The 18,822-nt window shown below is 70.4% G+C and carries 21 protein-coding genes and 1 riboswitch; of the genes, 17 read left to right on the top strand and 4 right to left on the bottom strand.

The window, feature by feature from the left end:
* The first annotated feature begins 6 nt into the window (after positions 1-6).
* A complete protein-coding gene (locus tag AB0M88_RS35105; RefSeq protein WP_364110111.1) occupies positions 7-630 on the top strand; it encodes a sulfotransferase family protein in 624 nt (207 codons plus the stop codon).
* Here the strand turns inward: AB0M88_RS35105 and AB0M88_RS35100 are convergent.
* Positions 623-1,498, bottom strand: coding sequence for a septum formation family protein (locus tag AB0M88_RS35100; protein ID WP_364110110.1), 876 nt, complete (start codon positions 1,496-1,498; stop codon positions 623-625). The two genes, AB0M88_RS35105 and AB0M88_RS35100, sit on opposite strands and share 8 nt — an antisense overlap.
* A 108-nt stretch (positions 1,499-1,606) precedes the next feature.
* Here AB0M88_RS35100 and rpe point away from each other — a divergent pair, with 108 nt between their 5' ends.
* The 6 genes from rpe (at position 1,607) to ribH (ending at position 7,057) form a co-directional block, all read left to right on the top strand.
* Positions 1,607-2,275 (top strand): ribulose-phosphate 3-epimerase, encoded by a 669-nt coding sequence (gene rpe / locus AB0M88_RS35095; RefSeq protein WP_364110108.1) that lies wholly within the window; start codon positions 1,607-1,609, stop codon positions 2,273-2,275.
* A gap of 68 nt (positions 2,276-2,343) precedes the next feature.
* The gene (locus AB0M88_RS35090) at positions 2,344-3,282 is read left to right on the top strand and encodes a response regulator (RefSeq protein WP_364110134.1); all 939 of its coding nucleotides are present in this window, start codon (positions 2,344-2,346) and stop codon (positions 3,280-3,282) included.
* Between the two features lie 66 nt (positions 3,283-3,348).
* A riboswitch (FMN riboswitch) is annotated at positions 3,349-3,518 on the top strand.
* 124 nt (positions 3,519-3,642) lie between these two features.
* A complete protein-coding gene (gene ribD, locus AB0M88_RS35085; RefSeq protein ID WP_364110107.1) occupies positions 3,643-4,740 on the top strand; it encodes a bifunctional diaminohydroxyphosphoribosylaminopyrimidine deaminase/5-amino-6-(5-phosphoribosylamino)uracil reductase RibD in 1,098 nt (365 codons plus the stop codon).
* A gap of 1 nt (position 4,741) precedes the next feature.
* Positions 4,742-5,341 carry a riboflavin synthase gene (locus AB0M88_RS35080; RefSeq protein WP_364110106.1) on the top strand — a complete coding sequence of 200 codons (600 nt, stop codon included), beginning with the start codon at positions 4,742-4,744 and terminating at the stop codon, positions 5,339-5,341.
* Entirely contained in the window at positions 5,334-6,539 is a 1,206-nt protein-coding gene (locus AB0M88_RS35075) for a bifunctional 3,4-dihydroxy-2-butanone-4-phosphate synthase/GTP cyclohydrolase II (RefSeq protein WP_364110105.1), read from the top strand. Before AB0M88_RS35080 ends, AB0M88_RS35075 begins: the two co-directional genes overlap by 8 nt.
* Before the next feature lie 44 nt (positions 6,540-6,583).
* Positions 6,584-7,057, top strand: coding sequence for a 6,7-dimethyl-8-ribityllumazine synthase (gene ribH / locus AB0M88_RS35070; protein ID WP_364110104.1), 474 nt, complete (start codon positions 6,584-6,586; stop codon positions 7,055-7,057).
* A gap of 196 nt (positions 7,058-7,253) precedes the next feature.
* Here the strand turns inward: ribH and AB0M88_RS35065 are convergent, their stop codons facing one another.
* Genes AB0M88_RS35065 through AB0M88_RS35055 form a run of 3 tightly spaced genes read right to left on the bottom strand, consistent with a single transcriptional unit; the run spans position 7,254 to position 9,724 of the window.
* The gene (locus AB0M88_RS35065) at positions 7,254-7,991 is read right to left on the bottom strand and encodes an amino acid ABC transporter ATP-binding protein (RefSeq protein WP_364110103.1); all 738 of its coding nucleotides are present in this window, start codon (positions 7,989-7,991) and stop codon (positions 7,254-7,256) included.
* Entirely contained in the window at positions 7,992-8,855 is an 864-nt protein-coding gene (locus AB0M88_RS35060; protein WP_364110102.1) for an amino acid ABC transporter permease, read from the bottom strand.
* Positions 8,852-9,724 carry an ABC transporter substrate-binding protein gene (locus AB0M88_RS35055; protein ID WP_364110101.1) on the bottom strand — a complete coding sequence of 291 codons (873 nt, stop codon included), beginning with the start codon at positions 9,722-9,724 and terminating at the stop codon, positions 8,852-8,854. The genes AB0M88_RS35060 and AB0M88_RS35055 overlap by 4 nt, the downstream gene beginning before the upstream one ends.
* Positions 9,725-9,784: 60 nt before the next feature.
* Between AB0M88_RS35055 and AB0M88_RS35050 the strand changes: the two genes are divergently transcribed.
* The 10 genes from AB0M88_RS35050 (at position 9,785) to pheT (ending at position 18,769) form a co-directional block, all read left to right on the top strand.
* A complete protein-coding gene (locus tag AB0M88_RS35050; RefSeq protein WP_364110100.1) occupies positions 9,785-10,066 on the top strand; it encodes a phosphoribosyl-ATP diphosphatase in 282 nt (93 codons plus the stop codon).
* A gap of 52 nt (positions 10,067-10,118) precedes the next feature.
* Entirely contained in the window at positions 10,119-10,976 is an 858-nt protein-coding gene (gene hisG / locus AB0M88_RS35045) for an ATP phosphoribosyltransferase (RefSeq protein ID WP_364110099.1), read from the top strand.
* A 46-nt stretch (positions 10,977-11,022) separates the two neighbouring features.
* Positions 11,023-11,481, top strand: a complete 459-nt coding sequence (locus tag AB0M88_RS35040) for a PH domain-containing protein (RefSeq protein ID WP_364110133.1) — start codon at positions 11,023-11,025, stop codon at positions 11,479-11,481.
* Between the two features lie 410 nt (positions 11,482-11,891).
* Positions 11,892-12,512 carry a translation initiation factor IF-3 gene (gene infC / locus AB0M88_RS35035; protein ID WP_364110098.1) on the top strand — a complete coding sequence of 207 codons (621 nt, stop codon included), beginning with the start codon at positions 11,892-11,894 and terminating at the stop codon, positions 12,510-12,512.
* 54 nt (positions 12,513-12,566) lie between these two features.
* Entirely contained in the window at positions 12,567-12,761 is a 195-nt protein-coding gene (gene rpmI, locus AB0M88_RS35030; protein WP_364110097.1) for a 50S ribosomal protein L35, read from the top strand.
* 39 nt (positions 12,762-12,800) lie between these two features.
* The gene (gene rplT, locus AB0M88_RS35025) at positions 12,801-13,193 is read left to right on the top strand and encodes a 50S ribosomal protein L20 (protein WP_364110096.1); all 393 of its coding nucleotides are present in this window, start codon (positions 12,801-12,803) and stop codon (positions 13,191-13,193) included.
* A gap of 61 nt (positions 13,194-13,254) precedes the next feature.
* Positions 13,255-14,034: an RNA methyltransferase gene (locus AB0M88_RS35020; RefSeq protein WP_364110095.1), complete on the top strand. Its 780-nt coding sequence runs from the start codon at positions 13,255-13,257 to the stop codon at positions 14,032-14,034.
* On the top strand, positions 14,031-15,032 hold the full coding sequence (locus tag AB0M88_RS35015; protein WP_364110094.1) for an alcohol dehydrogenase catalytic domain-containing protein: 1,002 nt from the start codon (positions 14,031-14,033) through the stop codon (positions 15,030-15,032). Before AB0M88_RS35020 ends, AB0M88_RS35015 begins: the two co-directional genes overlap by 4 nt.
* Before the next feature lie 159 nt (positions 15,033-15,191).
* Entirely contained in the window at positions 15,192-16,253 is a 1,062-nt protein-coding gene (pheS, locus tag AB0M88_RS35010) for a phenylalanine--tRNA ligase subunit alpha (protein ID WP_364110132.1), read from the top strand.
* A 5-nt stretch (positions 16,254-16,258) separates the two neighbouring features.
* Entirely contained in the window at positions 16,259-18,769 is a 2,511-nt protein-coding gene (gene pheT / locus AB0M88_RS35005; RefSeq protein ID WP_364110093.1) for a phenylalanine--tRNA ligase subunit beta, read from the top strand.
* Positions 18,770-18,822: the final 53 nt, after the last annotated feature.

Below are 18,822 nucleotides of genomic sequence, written 5' to 3'. Positions count from 1 at the left end.
GAGGGCATGGATGTCATTGGCGCAGGATTCGGACGAACCGGGACACTCAGCCTCAAGGTCGCCCTCGAACAACTGGGCTTCGGACCATGCCTGCACATGGTTCCTCTGTTGCAGGACCCAGAAACATCAGCGCTCATCCGTAAGGCCGCCGAGGGCGATGTCGACAGTCTCGACGTCGCCCTCCAGGGTTACCGGGCCACCGTCGACTGGCCCATGACGTACTTCTGGCGCGAGCTGGTCGACCGCCACCCGGCGGCCAAGGTCATCCTGACCGTCCGCGACCCCGAGAAGTGGTATGAGAGCGCCGACAAGACGATCTATGCGGCGGCCAACGCCGGCCGGGAGTCGGGGGTGATGGACCCGGATGTGATCAGCATGGTCGACGCCACGGTGTGGGAAGGCACGTTCGACGGCCGGTTCGCCGACCGCGAGGCGACGATCCAGCGTTTCCTCGAGCACAACGCGCGGGTGCGGCGCGAGATCCCGGCCGACCGCCTGCTCGTTTTCGAGGTGGCCCAGGGCTGGGAGCCGCTCTGCTCGTTCCTCGGGGTGCCGGTGCCCGAGACACCGTTCCCGCGGCTCAACGACACCGTGACGTTCAACGAGAATCTGGCCGCCCGGGTCAGCTAGTGTAGTGGATCTTCAACTTGGCGGGGCCGGCGTTGCGGTAGGAGCCGGTCATCTTCTCGCCGTTGAGCCAGAGGAAGCAGCGGATCGAGTGGTCGCCGGCCGCCCATGACGAGTCGTCGGGCGGGAAGCCGAGCCAGCCGACCCGGGCGGTGATCGAACCGTCGTCGGGGATCCGGGTGAACCGGGCGATCGCCGCGTCGCAGCCCTTCGCCACCTGGTTCTCGGAGACGGCGCCGGAGGTCTTCGCGGTCGTCGTGAAGAGGCCGGCGAACTCGGACGTGTGGGACTTCGAGCAGGTCACCGGGTGCATCTCGGTGACCTGCTCGCCTTTGATGGTGGGGTTGGCGCAGGTCATCCGCAGCCCGCCACCCGCCTTCAGCCCGGCCTTGAGGCTGGTCTTGCGGTTGATCACGCGGCCGTCGAGCGGCGACACCTCGGCCAGATCGCACCGGACCCACCGGGCGCCGCCGTTCCAGGCGGCCGGACTCGGCAGCACCGGTTGCAGGAGCAGCCAGCCGGTGCGCCAGTCGCCGCCGAGGAAGGCGTCGGCTTGCCTGCTGCACGTGTTGAACGCGTCGCCCGCGCTCCGCGCCCGGTCTTTCGGGCCCTCGGCGCCGGGCAGGTCGACGACCGCGGCGGACTCGGCGACGTGGGCCGCGGTGCAGGGGATCGGGGCGTAGTCGTCGAGCGAGCCCTCCGGGCTCAGGTCATCGTGGCAGGTGCCGGCGGCCGGGCGGAACTGGGCCGCCGGAGCGGGCGGCGCCCAGTCGTCGGTGAGATCGCCGTCGATCCCCTTCGGGGCTCCGCCGCAGGCCGAGGCCGTGAACAGCAGGAACGTGCAGGTTAGGGTGGCGGCCCACCGTCGCATTGCTGGCCTCCCCAGACACCCGAGCGGGCGGTCACTCTAGCGCGGCGGTTGTCCACAGCTACCGGCAGCCGCGACCCGGCGGCGGCGCGAGGCTATACGATTTCTGCCGTGGAGCCATCGCCGATCATCGCCCCGAGCATCCTGGCCGCTGACTTCTCCCGGCTGGCCGACGAGGTGCACGCCATCGAGGGTGCCGCCGACTGGGTGCACGTGGACGTCATGGACAACCACTTCGTCCCCAATCTGACCATCGGGCTGCCGGTCGTGCAGAGCCTGCGCAAAGCGACGGCGCTCCCGTTCGACGTGCACCTGATGATCACCGAACCCGAGCGCTGGGCCCCGGGCTACGCCGAGGCCGGCGCCTATAACGTCACCTTCCACGCCGAGGCGTGCGACGAGCCGGTGGCGCTGGCCAAGACGCTGCGGGCGGCCGGTTCCAAGGCCGGGCTGGCGATCGACCGCGACACCCCGGTCGAGCCCTATCTCGAGCTCCTGCCCTACGTGGACACCGTGCTGATCATGACGATCAAGGCCGGCTTCGGCGGGCAGAAGTTCATGCCCGAGATGCTCGACAAGGTGCGCGACGTGCGCCGGCGCATCACGGCCAAAGATCTCGAGGTGCGCCTCGAGGTCGACGGCGGCATCGCGGCCGACACGATCGAGCAGGCGGCGGCGGCCGGGGCTGACGCGTTCGTGGCCGGCACGGCGGTCTACGGTGCCGGCGACCCGGCCGAGGCGGTGCAGAAGCTGCGGGCGCTGGCCGCGGCCGCCCGATGAGCACCGGCGCCATCCGCCACGACGTCGACGACCTGGGGCTCGAGCCCGAGGAGAGTCCCGACCTGATCATGATCGTCGACGACGACCCGGACATCGCCGGCTTCGTCGCGTTCAACCTCGAGATGCACGGCTACCAGGTGATGCGCGCCCGGGACGGCCAGGAGGCGCTCGAGCTCATGGAGACGCGGCGGCCCGACCTGGCGATCGTCGACTGGATGATGCCGCGCATGGACGGCGTCACGCTGACCCGGATGCTCCGGGCCGAGCAGCTGACCTCCGCGCTCCCGGTGATCATGCTGACCGCCAAGGGCATGACCGTCGACAAGGTCGTCGGCCTGACCGCCGGCGTCGACGACTACCTGGTCAAACCGTTCGACAACGCCGAGCTGATCGCCCGGGTGTCGGCCACGCTGCGGCGCAACAAGGAGATGCGCGAGGTCTCGCCGCTGACCGGCCTCCCCGGCAACGCCCGGGTCCGCCGGGAGGTCGCCGACCGGATGAAGGCGGGCGGCGAATACTCGGTCGGCTACATCGACATCGACCGGTTCAAGAGCGTCAACGACGTCTACGGCTTCGACCGGGGCGACGAGTTCATCACCGCGCTGGCCCGCAGCCTGCACAAGGCGGTCGCGACGATCAAGAACCCGTCGGTCTTCCTCGGGCACATCGGCGGCGACGACTTCGTCTTCATCTGCGCGCCCGAGCAGGTGCTGCCGCTGACCCAGCGCACGGTCACCGACTTCGAGCAGGCGGCCGACCAGCTCTACGACCCGGCCGACGCCGAGCGGGGCTTCATCGAGGTGCCCGACCGGCGCGGCAACAAGAACCGGGCCGCCCTGGTCACCCTGTCGATCGGCGTCGCCCAGGCGACGTTCGAGGGCCGGCGCTTCACCGACCCCCGGGTGGTGATCGCGGTCGCCTCCGAGATGAAAAAGGTCGCCAAGTCCCAGCCGGGGTCATATGTCGCGATCGACCGCCGCCGCTCGGATTCCGACACCGACGAGTGATGTGACGTCGCTCGCGGGGGTGGCGGCCACCGGGGTGCGGCGTGTAAGACTTTGCAGTGACCCACCACGCGCTGGCGGGACTCGGTGAAATTCCGAACCGGCGGTGATCCGATCGTAAGATCGGTAAGCCCGCGACCCGGACGTCGAAGCTGACGGACGGTGGACCTGGTGAAAATCCAGGGCCGACGGTTGATCTGCGGGAGCAGGTCAGACAGTCCGGATGGGAGACAGCGCGCGGGATAGGACCGTGGGCTCTCCACGTCCGGGGTGCATCAAGTGCACCCCCGTGTCCTGTTCCTGGCGTTTTCTCCCTCCTTTGCCCTCAGCGCGTGACCGCACCGCGCGAGGAGGAAAAGCGCCATGGTGACCGAGGACGAGGCAATGCGCCGCGCGATCGCGCTGGCCGCCCGGGGCCTCGGCACGACCAGCCCCAACCCGGTGGTCGGCTGCCTGCTGCTGGACGCCGAGGGCGAAGTCGTCGGCGAGGGCTTCCACGCCTACGCCGGCGGCCCCCATGCCGAGATCGTCGCGCTGGCCCAGGCCGGCGAGCTCGCCCGCGGCGGCACCGCGATCGTCACCCTGGAACCCTGCAATCACACCGGCCGCACCGGTCCGTGCGCCCAGGCGCTGATCGGCGCCGGGGTGAAGCGGGTGGTGATCGCGGTCGACGACCCGACGCCACGCGCGGCCGGCGGCGCGGCCGCGCTGCGCGGGGCCGGGGTCCAGGTCGAGACCGGGGTACGCCGGCACGAGGCGGAGCAGGGCAACATCGCCTGGCTGACCGCCGTACGCCGCGGCCGCCCCTACGTGACCTGGAAGTATGCCGCCACGCTGGACGGCCGCTCGGCCGCCGTGGACGGCACCAGCCAGTGGATCACTTCCGCCCCCGCCCGCACCGACGTGCACACGCTGCGCAGCACGATGGACGTGATCATGGTCGGTGTCGGCACGGTGCTCGCCGACGATCCGCAGCTCACCGTGCGATATCTGAAGGACGGCACGCTCGCGATCAAGCAACCGCTGCGGGTCGTCGTCGACTCGCACGGGCGTACGCCGGCCGGCGCGCGCGTTCGCGACGCCGCCGCCCCCACCTGGATCGTGACCACCGACGAGATCGGTGCCGGCCCGGAGGGCCGCGTCGACCTGAACGCCCTGCTCGCCGCCCTGTTCAGCCGGGGCATCCGATCGATCCTGCTCGAGGGCGGCCCGACCCTCGCCGGTGCCTTCCTGAAGGAGGGCCTGGTCGACCAGGTGATCGGCTACGTCGCGCCGAAGTTGCTCGGCGCCGGCAAGACGGCCGTGCTCGACGCGGGCGTCACCACGATCGCCGAGGCGATCGAGCTGGATCTCACCGACCTGACGCAGATCGGCCCCGACCTGCGTTTCACCGCATCGCTCCGACAAAAGCCATCCGACCACCCCGCCCACCACCCTTATTCGGAAGGAATGGCCATCTAACATGTTCACCGGCATCGTGGAAGAGCTGGGTGAGGTCACGAGCCTCATCGACGGGGGCGGCGATTCGGCGGTCATCGCCGTCCGCGGCCCGCTGGTCACGTCCGACGCCCGGCACGGCGACTCGATCTCGGTCAACGGCGTCTGCCTGACCGTGATCGACAACGAGAACGGCGTCTTCACCGCCGACGTCATGGGTGAGACGCTGCGGCGTTCCTCGCTCGGCGCGCTGAAGGTCGGCAGCCAGGTCAATCTCGAGCGGGCGTCGCTGGCCGGCAGCCGTCTGGGCGGCCACCTGGTGCAGGGGCACGTCGATGGCGTCGGCCGTCTGGAGAGCCGCGAGCCGGCTGGGGAATGGGAAGTCCTGCGGTTCTCCCTTCCTGCGGAAAACCAGAAGTACGTCGTGGAAAAGGGATCGATCACCGTCGACGGCGTCTCGCTGACGGTCATGGCCGTGGACGACGAATCGTTCAGTGTCGGGCTCATCCCGACGACGTTGAAGATGACCGTGCTCGGCAGCAAGGCGGTCGGCGACCCGGTCAACCTCGAGGTCGATGTCATCGCCAAGTACGTCGAGAAGATGCTGGGGGCCCGCAATGTTTGAGGACATCGAGAAGGCGGTCGAGGCCATCAAGGCGGGCCGCGCCGTGATCGTGGTCGACGACGAGAACCGCGAGAACGAGGGCGATCTGATCTTCGCGGCCGAGCTGGCCACGCCCGAGCTGGTGGCGTTCATGGTCCGCTACACGTCGGGCTACATCTGCGTGCCGCTGCCCGAGGGCGAGGCCGACCGGCTCGAACTGCCGCCGATGTACCACACCAACCAGGACCAGCGGGGTACGGCGTACGCGGTGACCGTGGACGCCCGCAGCGGCGTCTCCACCGGCATCTCGGCCGCCGACCGGGCCCACACGATCCGCCTGCTGGCCTCGGCCGGCACCCAGCCGACCGACCTGTCTCGCCCCGGCCACGTGGTGCCGCTGCGGGCCAAGTCGGGTGGCGTGCTGCGCCGGGCCGGCCACACCGAGGCCGCCATCGACCTGGCCGTGATGGCCGGGCTGCGTCCGGCCGGTGTGCTCTGCGAGATGGTCAACGACGACGGCACCATGCAGCGCCGCCCCGACCTGGAGAAGTTCGCGGTCGAGCACGACCTGGTGCTGATCTCGATCGCCGACCTGATCGCCTACCGGCGTCGCACTGAGAAGCAGGTCGAGCGGGTCGTCGAGACCCGGCTGCCGACCGAGCACGGCGAGTTCGCCGCGGTCGGCTACCGCGCCGAGGTGGACGGCGGCGAGCACGTCGCGCTGGTCTTCGGCGAGGTCGGCGACGGCGAGGACGTGCTGGTGCGGGTGCATTCGGAGTGCCTGACCGGGGACGTCTTCGGTTCGCGGCGCTGCGACTGCGGCCCGCAGCTCGACGCGGCCCTTTCCCGGGTCGCTTCGGAGGGCCGGGGCGTCGTGCTCTACATGCGCGGGCACGAGGGCCGGGGGATCGGCCTGCTGCACAAGCTGCAGGCCTACCAGCTGCAGGACCGCGGCTTCGACACGGTCGACGCGAACCTCGAGCTGGGCCTGCCGGCCGACGCCCGCGACTACGGCACGGGCGCGCAGATCCTGTACGACCTGGGCGTGCGGTCGATGCGGCTGCTGACCAACAACCCGGACAAGCGGGCCGGGCTCGAGGGGTACGGCCTGACCGTGCTCGGCCGGGAGGCGCTGCCGGTGCGGTTACATCCGGAGAACGTGCGCTACCTGCGGACCAAGCGGGACCGGATGGGGCATCTGTTCGAGGCGTTGGGCTGATTTTTCCGGCCTTCAACGCGAAACTGCTTTCAAAGGGGGCAAACATGGCCGGCTTCGGTGATCCACACATGGAAACCGTCGACGCGTCCGGGCTGCGGCTCGGCATCGTCGGCTCGCGGTGGCACGCCGACCTGATCGATCACATGATCGAGCGGGCTCAGGCCGCGGCCAAGGAGTGCGGCGTGACCGACGTCCTCGTCACGCGGGTGGCGGGCGCGGTCGAACTGCCGGTCGTCGCTCAGGCACTCGCCCGCAAATGCGACGCGGTGGTCGCGCTGGGCGTCGTGATCAAGGGCGAGACCCAGCACTTCGAGTACGTCTGCGAGGCGGTGACCACGGGCCTGACCCGGGTCGCGCTCGACGAGAGCACCCCGGTCGGCCACGGCGTGCTGACGGTGCACAGTCTCGGCCAGGCCCGCGACCGCGCGGGCCTGGAGGATTCGATCGAGGACAAGGGCTGGGCGACCGCTGTCGCCGTGCTCGACGCGGCGCTCGCACTGCGCGGGGTCAACGACTGAGCTGCGGAACCCTGGTTTTCGCACGTCGGTCGGCGGTCGGGCGGCAGCGTCGCGGGGGGACGGGCCCGGTGGCCGAAGGGCGGCCGGTCCGGGATCTCTCGTGGGGTGGGGCCTGGTTGCCGGGTGGCGCGGGGGAGCGGATTCCGCGCGGGCCGGTCGGCCGGATTGCCGGAAGGCATCCGCCCGGCCGGCCTGATTACAGGCGGCCGGCCTCGATGATGCGGGCCAGGAACTGGCGGGTGCGCGCCTCCACCGGGTCGCCGAGCACCTGCCCGGGCGGGCCCTGCTCGAGCACGCGGCCGGCGTCCAGGAAGGCGACCCGGTCGGCGACCTGGCGGGCGAAGCCCATCTCGTGGGTGGCCAGCACCATCGTCATGCCGTCGCTCTTGAGGTCGCGGATCATCGTGAGCACCTCGCCGACCAGCTCCGGGTCGAGCGCCGACGTGACCTCGTCGAGCAGCAGCAGCCGCGGGCTGTTGACCAGCGCCCGCACGATCGCGACACGCTGCTGCTGGCCGCCGGAGAGCCGGTCCGGGTAGCTGCCGGCCTTGTCGGCCAGGCCGACCCGGGACAACCATTCCCGGGCCTGGGCTCGCGCTTCGCTCGCGCTCTTCTGGTGTACGCGGGTGGGCGCGAGCGTGATGTTGTCGAGCACCGTCATGTGCGGGAACAGGTTGTACGACTGGAAGACCAGCCCGATCTTCCGGCGTACGAGATCGGGGTCGACCCGGGGGTCGGTGATGTCCTCGCCGTCCAGCGTGATCGTGCCGTCGTCGATCTCGGTCAGCAGGTTGATGCAGCGCAGCAGCGTCGACTTGCCCGAGCCGGAGGCGCCGATCAGGGCCACCACCTCGTGCTCGCCGACGTCGAGCGACAGGTCGTCGAGCACCACCGACGAGCCGAAGACCTTGCGGACGTGTGCGGTCTGCAGCATTCAGGCCCCCGCGTTCTGGCGGCGGGCCGCCCGGAGCGTGACCGCGTCGGTGATCGCGATCAGTGGCAGCGCCAGCAGCACGAACAGCACGGCGGCCACGATGTAGGGCGTGTAGTTGAAGTGTTCGGCGGTGGCGATCTGGGCCGCGCGTACCGCATCGACCGGCCCGGCCAGGGAGACCAGGCCGACGTCCTTCTGCAGCGCCACGGTGTCGTTGAGCAGCGGCGGGGCGACCCGGCGGATCGCCTGCGGCAGCACCACGTGGCGCATGGTCTGCCGGTAGGTGAGGCCGAGCGACCGGGCCGCCGCCAGCTGGCTCGGGTGCACCGACTCGATGCCGGCCCGGAACACCTCGGCCAGGTAGGCGCCGTAGGTGACCACGAGCGCCGCGCCGCCGAGGATGTACACGTTGGGCGTGCCCTGCAGCCGCAGCCCGGGCACCCCGAACGCGAACAGGTAGATCACGATGATCAGCGGGATGCCCCGGAACGCGTACGTGTAGGTCGTCGCCAGCGCCCGCACCGGGAAGAAGACCGGTCCCCGGAGCGTGCGCAGCACCGCGATGACCAGTCCGAGCACGAGGGCCAGCGCGGCGCAGACGACGAGCATCCGGATGTTGAGCCAGAGTCCCTCGAGCACCGGCACGAACGACGCCTTGGCGACGCTCCAGCTGAAGAACGACGTGCGGACCCGGTCCCAGCCCGGCGAGCCGGTGATGCCGAGGTAGATCGCGACGCCGACCACGAGCGTCGAGAAGGCCGCGATCAGCACCGAGCGGACCGTCTGCCGTTGCCGGTAGGCGGCCCGCCCGAGCTGGATCTCGCTGGGTTGGTAGGCGCTGGGCCGGTGAGTGCCGGTGCTCACTGGAGTTCGGGGGCTCCGCCGGTGCCGGCCAGCCAGGTCTTCTCCAGCACGGCCAGGGTGCCGTCGTTGCGCAGGGTGTCGACGGCCTTGCTGACGCAGCCGGTGAGCGGGGAATCCTTGTCGAGCACCAGGCCGAACTGCTCGGGCACGCCGATCTGCGGCAGCTGGCCGACGATCACGCCGTTGTCGAGCTGGGCGCCGGTCATGTAGAACGCGGTCGGCAGGTCGACCACGATGCCGTCGACCGTACGGTTCTTCAGGGCGGCCAGGGCGTCGTCGTTGTTGTTGAAGACCTGGGGCCGGCCGTTCGGCTTGATCAGGTCGGTGATGGCCTGATAGCTGGTGGTGCCGACCTGGGCGCCGAGCTTCGCGGTCTTGAGCTCGGCGATCGACTTCGCGTTGGAGATTTTGGAGCCCTTGGTCGTGATCACGGTCTGCCGCACCAGGTAGTAGGGCGAGGAGAAGTCGACCGCGGTACGCCGTTCGGGTGTCACCGAGAACTCGTTGATGTCGAAGTCGAAAGCCTTCGGACCAGGGGCGATGGCGTTGTTGAAGGTCACAGAGACCCAGGTCACGTTTCCGGCCGGGTAGCCCAGGCGCTCGGCCACCTGGTAGGCCACGGCGCTCTCGAAGCCCTTGCCGTTGCTCGGCTTGTTGTCACTGAACCACGGCTCGTAGGCCGGGGTGTCGGTGCCGATCGTGATCTTGCCAGCGGTCTTGGTTCCAAGCGCGCCAGCAGGGCAGACGTCCGCTGAGGAGGATGCGGACGCGCCGGCCGAGGGGGTGTCGTCGGCGGGCGCGCAGCCCGCCGCCGCCGTCAGCAGCAGCGCCGTCGCGCCGGCTGAGATGAGGGTGTTTCGGCTGACCATGAACGGGAGCCTAGGGCACGTCCCACCTGCTGGGGCCGTTCGTCGTCATCCCGTGATGAGTTGCCACAATGGCTCTCCGTGAAGACGTTCGAAGAGCTGTTCGCCGAGTTGCAGACGAAGGCGGCCGACAAACCCCCGGGATCGTCGACCGTGGCGGCGCTGGAGCGGGGGGTCCACTTCATCGGTAAGAAGGTCGTCGAGGAGGCGGCCGAGTCGTGGATGGCCGCGGAACACGAGGGGCCCGAGCGGGCCGCCGAGGAGATCTCCCAGCTGCTCTACCAGGCCCAGGTTCTCATGATCGCCACGGGTCTCGATCTCCAGGACGTCTATCGACATCTGTGACGTGCGTTTCTCACCTCGGCAGGCCATGACTCGAGAAGAAGGAGCACGTCTGATGCTGCGCATCGCGGTCCCCAACAAGGGGACGCTGTCCCAGCCCGCCTCGCAGATGCTGAAGGACGCTGGCTACCGCCAGCGCACCGACCCCAAGGACCTCCTCTGCAACGACGAGGCCAACGGGGTCCAGTTCTTCTACCTGCGACCCCGTGACATCGCGACCTACGTCGCCTCGGGTGACCTCGACCTCGGCATCACCGGCCGCGACCTGCTGGTCGACTCCGGCGTGCCGGCCCAGGAAATGCTCGACCTCAATTTCGGCGGCGCCACGTTCCGGTGGGCCGCCCCGGCCGGCAAGATGTCGAGCACCGACGAGATCGGCGGCCGTCGCATCGCCACCGCCTATCCCGGCGTGGTCAAGCGGTACCTCGACGATCACGACATCAAGGCCGAGGTCGTGCGCCTCGACGGCGCGGTCGAAAATGCCGTACGCCTCGGGGTCGCCGACCTGATCGCCGACGTGGTCGAGACCGGCGCCACGCTGCGTCAGGCCGGCCTGGTCACGGTGGGCGACCCGATCCTGGTGTCCTCGGCGATCCTGATCGGGCCCGAGCTCACCGGTTCCGAGGCCGGCGGCGCCACCAGCGTCGCCCAGTTGATCCGCCGCCTGCAGGGCGTGCTGGTCGCCCGCAGCTACGTGATGCTGGCCTACGACGTCCGGGCCGACCTGATGGAGACGGCGACCTCGCTGACTCCGGGCATCGAGTCGCCGACCGTCTCGCCGCTGCACCGCGAGGGCTGGGTGGCCGTGCAGGCGATGGTCCGCCGGGCCGAGGTGCACCGCACGATGGACGACCTGTACGAGATCGGCGCCCGGGCCATCCTGGTCACCGACATTGCGAACTGTCGGCTTTAGGGCCTGTCGTGGGTGGTGGGCGAGGTGATCCGAAGGCGGTTGTAGCCTGAGGGTCGTGGACGAGAAGACGGCGACCTACCGGCCGCACAAGATCCGTTGGGTGGCCGGTGTGGCCGCGGCCGGTGTGGTCGTGCTCTTCACCGTGATCAGCTTCGGCCTGCACGGCTCGGCCGGGTTCGACGACTCGGGCCGGTTCGAGCGGGGCGACCAGACCGCGATGATCGGCCTCGGCATCCTGATCGGCCTCGGCATCCTGACCTTCTGCCGGCCCAAGGTGAGCGCCGACGCCGAGGGCATCAAGATCCGCAACGTGGTGGGTGGTTACGAACTGCCCTGGTCGGTGGTGCGGGCGGTGCGTTTCGACCGCAACTCGCCCTGGGCCCAGCTCGACCTCTACGACGAGGAGCAGGTCTCGATCCACGCCCTGCAGGCGGCCGACAAGGACTACGCGGTCGAGGGTGTGCGCACCTTGCGGGCCCTGCACAAGGCGTCCGTCAACGCCTGATAGACTGGCTCGCAGTCGACCACGTCTGCGTGCCTTTCTGGTTAGCTCTAGTCAGGTTCGCGGGCGCGAAAGAGGAGCCCGCTGGTTCCCACCCGACGTCAACAAGACGGCCGGGTCCGGTCATGCGGTCCTCGGTGTTCCTTCGGGAACGGTGTTCCTCCGGGAATACTCGAGGCCGTGGGAGCGTCCCTTCAGGGCGCCGATGACCGGTCGAGCGGGCCCCGGCATGCGCTACTGAGGTTTCAGACCCTCAGGCGGCGCGCACCGGGGCCTTCTGCTTTCCCGGGTGACCCGAGGCGTTTTCTCGGGGTCCCAGGGCCGACCGACATTGGCAGCGCTTGTCCGCGGCACGAGCTGTGGAAGCGCAGAAAAGTACGTTCTGAGGAGGCCCCATCAGCGTCGAACCACGCGTGAACGAACAGATCCGGGCTCGTGAGGTCCGCCTGGTCGGTCCGGAGGGTGAGCAGGTCGGCATCGTGCCGCTCGAGCGCGCTCTTCAACTGGCCGCGGACGTCGACCTGGACCTGGTCGAGGTTGCTCCCATGGCGCGGCCGCCGGTGTGCAAGCTCATGGACTTCGGCAAGTTCAAGTACGAGAGCGCGCTCAAGGCCCGCGAAGCACGGCGCAACCAGCAGCAGACCGTCATCAAGGAAATGAAGCTTCGCCCGAAGATCGACCCGCACGACTACGAGACCAAAAAGGGTCACGTGGTGCGGTTCCTCAAGGCGGGCGACAAGGTCAAGGTGACGATCATGTTCCGCGGTCGCGAGCAGAGCCGCCCCGAGCTGGGTTTCCGGCTCCTGCGCCGGCTCAGCGAGGAGATCTCGGAGCTCGGTTTCGTCGAGGCCAGTCCCAAGCAGGACGGCCGAAACATGATCATGGTGCTCGCCCCTCACCGGGCGACGAAGGCGGCCGCGGCCGCCACGATCGCGGCGAACGCGCGACCGCCGCGGGAGCCCCGCGAGGCCGAGGGCGAGGCGGACGGCGCCGAGCAGCCGGTCGCCGAGGTCGCCGAGACCATCGCAGAGTAGTCAGCTTTTCCGTCCGGTCCCCGGCCGGACGGAAAGATCAGAAAGAGGCTTTCAGTGCCGAAGTTCAAGCCCCACACCGGTACGGGCAAGCGGGTGAAGGTGACTGGCAAGGGCAAGCTCCTCACCGAGCAGGTCGGCAAGCGCCACCGCATGGAGAGCAAGTCCTCTCACGTCACCCGCCGGATGACCGGTACGGTCGTCGTCGCCAAGGCCGACACCAGGCGAGTCAAGAAGCTGCTGGGCCGCTGACGCGCGCGCCACACTCGTAACCCTGTAAGGAGTACCGAAATGGCACGCGTCAAGCGTTCTGTCAACGCTCAGAAGAAGCGCCGCACCCTGCTGGAGACCGCCAGCGGGTACCGCGGCCAGCGCTCGCGCCTGTACCGCAAGGCCAAGGAGCAGGTACTGCACTCGATGCAGTACGCGTACCGCGACCGTCGTGACCGCAAGGGCGACTTCCGCCAGCTGTGGATCACCCGCATCAACGCCGCCGCTCGCGCGAACGGCATGACGTACAACCGCCTCATCCAGGGCCTGAAGCTGGCCGAGATCGAGGTGGACCGCAAGATCCTGGCCGACATGGCCGTCAACGACGCCGCCTCTTTCGCGGCGATCGTCGAGGTCGCGCGGGCTGCCGTCGCGGCCGAGGGCACCGGCGGCGCGGCCGCGCAGGCTGCCTGATCGCGCATCACCTGTAGCGCCTCCCGAGGATCTCGGGAGGCGCTTCGCTTTGGGAGAAGCAGTGACTTTCACGCCGCGTACCCCCCGGGTTGTCGCTGCCCGGCGCCTGCAGCGCCGCAAGGATCGCGATCAGACCGGCCGATTTCTCGCCGAAGGGCCGCAGGCCGTTCGCGAGGCGCTGAGCGCCGGAGCGGTGGTCGAGCTTTTCGCCACCGCGGCGGCTTTCCAGCGGTACGCCGATCTGACGACCCAGACTCCGGCCGCCTCGGTGGTGACCGAGGAGGCGATGGCGGTGCTCGCCGAGACCGTGCAGCCGCAGGGCCTCGTCGCGGTCTGTGAGCAACTCGACGTGCCGCTGAGTGACGCCCTGGCCAAGCGACCACGCTTGGTCGCGGTGGTCGCCGAGGTGCGCGATCCGGGCAACGCCGGCACCATCCTGCGGACGGCCGACGCGGCGGGCGCGAGCGCGGTGATCTTCGCCGGTGACGCGGTCGACCCGTACAACGGCAAATGCGTCCGCGCGTCGGCCGGCTCGTTGTTTCATGTTGAGGTGATCCGTTCCCCCTTGGCCGTCGTCGACGATCTCCGCACATCGGGTCTGCAGGTTCTCGCCACCACCGGCTCCGGCGCCGACGATCTCGACTCCCTGCTCGACGACGGTGCACTCGGTGCACCGACCGCCTGGCTGTTCGGCTCGGAGGCGCACGGCCTGCCGGAGTCCCTGCTCGAGGCGGCCGACCGGCGGGTGCGGGTGCCGATCTACGGCGGGGCGGAGAGTCTCAACCTGGCCGCGGCGGCGGCGGTCTGCCTCTACGCGTCGGCGCGGGCCCAGCGGCAATGAGGGCGATCGTCTACGACCGCACCGGCACGCTGCCGCTGCTGCGCGAGGTCGCCGACCCGGTCTGCCCGCCCGACGGCGCGATCGTCGAGGTCAAGGCGACCGGGGTCTGCCGGTCGGACTGGCACGCCTGGCGCGGGCACGACCCGGTGCGCCTGCCGCACGTGCCCGGCCACGAGTTCGCCGGCGTGGTCGCGCAGGTCGGCGAGCAGGTCACCGGGTTCGTGCCGGGCGAGCGCGTGACCGCGCCCTTCGTCAACGGGTGCGGGCACTGCGAGTGGTGCCGGTCCGGGCGGGCCCAGGTCTGCCCCGATCAGACCCAGCCCGGCTTCACCCACTGGGGTTCGTTCGCCGAGCGGGTCGTCGTGCGGGCGGCCGACACCAACCTGGTCCGGCTGCCCGACGCCCTCGACTTCGTCGGCGCGGCCGCGCTCGGCTGCCGGTTCGCGACCGCGTTCCGGGCGCTCACCGGGCACGGGCCGCTGCATCCTGACGCGGTGGTCGCGGTCTTCGGGGCGGGCGGCGTCGGGCTGTCGGCCATCATGGTCGCGGTCGCGCTCGGCCACCGGGTGGCGGCGGTCGATCCGTCCCCGGCCGCCAACGCGATGGCCGCCTCGCTCGGCGCGATCATCGTGCACGAGGTGGTCGACGAGGCGGACGTGGCGATCGACGCGTACGGCTCGGCCGCGACCGCGCTGGCCTCGGTGCGCAGCCTGCGCCGGGGCGGCCGGCACGTGCAGGTCGGCCTGATGCTCGGCGCCGACGCGCAGGCGCCGCTGCCGTGGGACCTCGTCGTCGCGCGGGAGTTACAGGTCGTCGGCTCGCACGGGATGGCCGCCGCCGACTACCCGGCGATGCTCGAACTGGTCGCCGACGGCCGGCTCAAGCCGCAGCGGCTGGTCGGCAACGTGATCCCTCTCGAGCAGGCGGGCGTCGAACTGACCGCGATGGACTCGCCCATCCCGGCCCACTCCGGGATCGTCGTCGCCGTCACCGAGTGATTGGGTAAGATGGCGCCGTGCCGGGTTCCCAGTTGCTCTTTAGTCAGCCCGCTGGTCGCGGGCTGAGGGCCGTCTGAACCCCCAAACTCCCTGACCGGCGGGCTGCGGCCCAGTCGCGCGTCCGTACACTGCCCGTGGCATAACGGTGTGAGGGAGTCCATGTCCTACCGCAACGATCCATATGACCCGAAGCAGGCCGCCCTGCTCGACCCGGCCGCGCTCGAGGCCGCCGTGACCGAGGCGCGCTCGGCGTTCGACGCCGCGTCCGACCTCGACGCGCTCGGCGCCCTGAAACCCGCCCACCTGGGCGACCGATCCCCGGTGTCGCTGGCCCGGCGTGAGATCGGCTCGCTGCCGCCGGCCGCCAAGTCCGACGCCGGCAAGCGTGTCAACCTGGCCCGCCAGTCCATCCAGGGCGCGTTCGACTCGCGCCAGCAGGAGCTCGAGATCGAGCGGGCGGCGAAGGTCCTGGTCGAGGAGCGGGTCGATGTCACCCTCCCGTGGAACCGCCGCCCCCGCGGCGCGCGGCACCCGCTGACCACGCTGATGGAGCACATGGGCGACCTGTTCGCCGGCATGGGCTACGACATCGTGGAGGGTCCCGAGCTCGACCTCGAGTGGGCCAACTTCGACGCGCTCAACATCGGCCCGGACAACCCGGTCCGCGGCACGATGGACACCTTCTATGTGGACCTGCCCGGCCTGGTGATGCGTACGCACACGTCGCCCGGCCAGGTGCGCACCATGCTCACCCGGCAGCCCCCGATCTATGTGGTCAGCCCGGGCCGCACCTACCGCTCCGACGAGCTCGACGCGACCCACAGCCCGGTGTTCCACCAGATCGAGGGCCTGGTCATCGACGAGGGCATCACGATGGCCCACCTGCGCGGCACCCTCGACCACTTCGCCAAGGCGATGTTCGGGCCCGACGCGCGCACCCGCTGGCGCCCGCACTACTTCCCGTTCACCGAGCCGTCGGGCGAGTTCGACGTCTGGTTCGCGCAGCACCGCGACGGGCCGCGCTGGGTCGAGTGGGGCGGTTGCGGCATGGTCAACCCGCGGGTGCTGGTCGCCTGCGGCATCGACCCCGACCGCTATTCGGGCTTCGCGTTCGGCATGGGCGTCGATCGCACCCTGATGTTCCGCAACGGGGTGCGCGACATGCGCGACTTCGTCGAGGGTGACGTCCGGTTCACCACGAACTTCGGCATGGAGGTCTGAGCGCGATGAAGACGTCACTGTCGTGGCTTCGCGACTACGTCGAGTTGCCGTCGTCGCTGACGGCCGAGCAGCTCGACGACGCGCTGACCAATCTCGGCCTCGAGGTCGAGTCGATCGTCGACCAGGCCGCCACGGTCAAGGGCGACCTGCTGGTCGGCAAGGTGCTGACCATCGAGGAGCTGACCGGCTTCAAGAAGCCGATCCGCTTCTGCCAGGTCGACGTCGGCAACGCCACCCCGCAGGAGATCGTCTGCGGTGCCCGCAACTTCGTCGAGGGCGACCTGGTCGTGGTGATCATGCCGGGCGGCGAACTGCCCGGCGGGTTCAAGATCGGGGCCCGCAAGACGTACGGGCGCAACTCCAACGGCATGATCTGCTCGGCCCGCGAGCTGGGGCTGGGCGACGACCACGACGGCATCGTGGTGCTGCCGGCCGGGGTGGCCGCGCCCGGCGACGACGCCCGGCCGGTGGTCGGGCTCGACGACGTGCTGGTCGAGGTCGAGATCACCCCCGACCGGGGCTACCAGATGAGCCTGCGGGGCATGGCGCGCGAGCTCTCTCATGCGTTCGCCGCCGCGTACACGGACCCGGCGCTCATCGATGCGCCCGGAGCGACCGCCGAGGCTCCGCACCCGGTCACCGTCGAAGACACCGTGGGCTGTGACCGGTTCGCGGCCCGGGTGGTGCGCGGCATCGACCCGAAGGCCCCCTCGCCGGATTGGATGAAGCGCCGCCTGACCGCGGCCGGCATCCGGACGATCTCGCTGCCGGTCGACATCACCAACTACCTGATGCTCGAGCTCGGCCAGCCGATGCACGTCTTCGACCTCGACCGTCTCTCCGGCGGCCTGATCGTGCGGCGGGCCCGGCCGGGCGAGAAGCTGACCACCCTCGACGGCGTGGCCCGCGCGCTCGACGCCGAGGACATGGTGATCTGCGACGACACCGGGCCGATCTCGCTCGCCGCGGTCATGGGCGGCGAGACCAGCGAGTGGCACCCGGGGACGGTCGACGTGCTCCTCGAGGCTGCCCACTGGGACCCGGTGATGGTCGGCCGCACGGCCCGCCGGCACAAGCTGTTCAGCGAGGCGGCCAAGCGCTGGGAGCGCGGCGTCGACCCGACGATCGCCCTGGCGGCGCTGGAGCGGGCGGTGCAGATCCTGACCGCGCACGCCGGCGGCACGGTCGACGAGCGGATCCTCGACATCGACCACGTTCTTTCTTCTCCCAAGATCCTTCTCGATCCGGCCCTGCCGGCCCAGCGGATCGGCCTGCCCTACCCGGCCGACCGGGTCACCGACCTGCTCGGCCAGGTCGGCTGCCGGGTCGCCGGCTCGACGCCGCTCGAGGTCACCCCGCCGTCCTGGCGGCCCGACCTGCTCGCCCCGATCGACCTGGTCGAGGAGGTCGCCCGGCTCGGCGGCTACAACGACATCCCGAGCGTGCTGCCCCCGGCCCGCGGCGGCCAGGGCGCCACCCCGGCGCAGCGGCGCCGGCGCACGGTCGGCCGGGCGATGGCCGAAAACGGATACGTCGAAGTCCTTTCCTACCCGTTCGTCACGCCCGGCACCGCCGACCAGCTCGGCTACCCGGCCGACGACCCGCGGCGCAGCGCGGTGCGGCTCTCCAACCCGCTGTCCGAAGAGGAACCGCTGCTGCGCACCTCGCTGCTGCCGCCGCTGCTCGCCACGGTCAAGCGCAACCTGGGCCGCGGCAAGCGCGACCTGGCGCTGTTCGAGATCGGCACGGTCTTCCTGCCCCACCTGGTGACCACCGCGCCGCCGATGCTCGGCGTCGACCGGCGGCCCACCGACGAGGAGTGGGCGGCGGCCAACGCGATCGTCCCCGAGCAGCCGTGGCACCTGGCGGTGGCGCTGACCGGCGAGATCGAGCCGTCCGGCTGGTGGGGCGACGGGCGCCCGGCCGGCTGGGCCGACGCGATCGAGGCGGCCCGCATCGCGCTCGCCGCGGCCGGCATGGACGCCGCCCGGGTCACCCTCGCGGCGGCCGAGAAGTCCCCCTGGCACCCGGGCCGGTGCGCGGCCGTCGCGGTCGACGGCGTGATCGTCGGCTTCGCGGGCGAACTGCACCCGGCGGTGGTCTCGGCGCTCGAACTGCCCAAGCGCACCTGCGCGATGGAGATCTCGCTCGACGCGGTCCCGGCCGCCCCGGTGGTCCAGGCCAAGCGGATCTCCACGTTCCCGCCGGCGCTGATCGACGTGGCGCTGGTCCTCGACCGCGCGGTCCCGGCCGCGTCGGTCGAGTCGGCGCTGGCCGAGGGCGCGGGGGAGCTGCTCGAGTCGGTTTCGCTGTTCGACGTCTACGAATCCGACCAGGTCGGCGCCGGCAAGAAGTCCCTGGCGTACAAGCTGACCTTCCGCGCCCCCGACCGCACGCTGACCTCGGAGGAAACGCTGGCCGCCCGCGACGCGGCCGTGGCCGTCGCGGCGTCCCGCTTCGGCGCCGCCCTGCGCGGCGACGGGCGATCGAGGAGCCGGCCCGGCGATCGGGCCTGACGCTCGGCGACGGCCTGGTCGAGCTGTTGCTGCACGAACTGGGCGCGTACCGC

This window comes from Actinoplanes sp. NPDC051411 (genome assembly GCF_040682075.1).
Lineage (GTDB): Bacteria > Actinomycetota > Actinomycetes > Mycobacteriales > Micromonosporaceae > Actinoplanes.
This window is presented reverse-complemented; position numbering and strand designations above follow the sequence as displayed.

Coding starts and splice junctions, on each gene's coding strand:
- ribH (WP_364110104.1), top strand. CDS start 6,584: ATGGCCGGCTTCGGTGATCCACACATGGAAACCGTCGACGCGTCCGGG.
- AB0M88_RS35080 (WP_364110106.1), top strand. CDS start 4,742: ATGTTCACCGGCATCGTGGAAGAGCTGGGTGAGGTCACGAGCCTCATC.
- AB0M88_RS35090 (WP_364110134.1), top strand. CDS start 2,344: ATGATCGTCGACGACGACCCGGACATCGCCGGCTTCGTCGCGTTCAAC.
- AB0M88_RS35100 (WP_364110110.1), bottom strand. CDS start 1,498: ATGCGACGGTGGGCCGCCACCCTAACCTGCACGTTCCTGCTGTTCACG.
- rplT (WP_364110096.1), top strand. CDS start 12,801: ATGGCACGCGTCAAGCGTTCTGTCAACGCTCAGAAGAAGCGCCGCACC.
- AB0M88_RS35105 (WP_364110111.1), top strand. CDS start 7: ATGGATGTCATTGGCGCAGGATTCGGACGAACCGGGACACTCAGCCTC.
- AB0M88_RS35075 (WP_364110105.1), top strand. CDS start 5,334: ATGTTTGAGGACATCGAGAAGGCGGTCGAGGCCATCAAGGCGGGCCGC.
- pheT (WP_364110093.1), top strand. CDS start 16,259: ATGAAGACGTCACTGTCGTGGCTTCGCGACTACGTCGAGTTGCCGTCG.
- hisG (WP_364110099.1), top strand. CDS start 10,119: ATGCTGCGCATCGCGGTCCCCAACAAGGGGACGCTGTCCCAGCCCGCC.
- AB0M88_RS35065 (WP_364110103.1), bottom strand. CDS start 7,991: ATGCTGCAGACCGCACACGTCCGCAAGGTCTTCGGCTCGTCGGTGGTG.
- ribD (WP_364110107.1), top strand. CDS start 3,643: ATGGTGACCGAGGACGAGGCAATGCGCCGCGCGATCGCGCTGGCCGCC.
- AB0M88_RS35015 (WP_364110094.1), top strand. CDS start 14,031: ATGAGGGCGATCGTCTACGACCGCACCGGCACGCTGCCGCTGCTGCGC.
- pheS (WP_364110132.1), top strand. CDS start 15,192: ATGTCCTACCGCAACGATCCATATGACCCGAAGCAGGCCGCCCTGCTC.
- AB0M88_RS35055 (WP_364110101.1), bottom strand. CDS start 9,724: ATGGTCAGCCGAAACACCCTCATCTCAGCCGGCGCGACGGCGCTGCTG.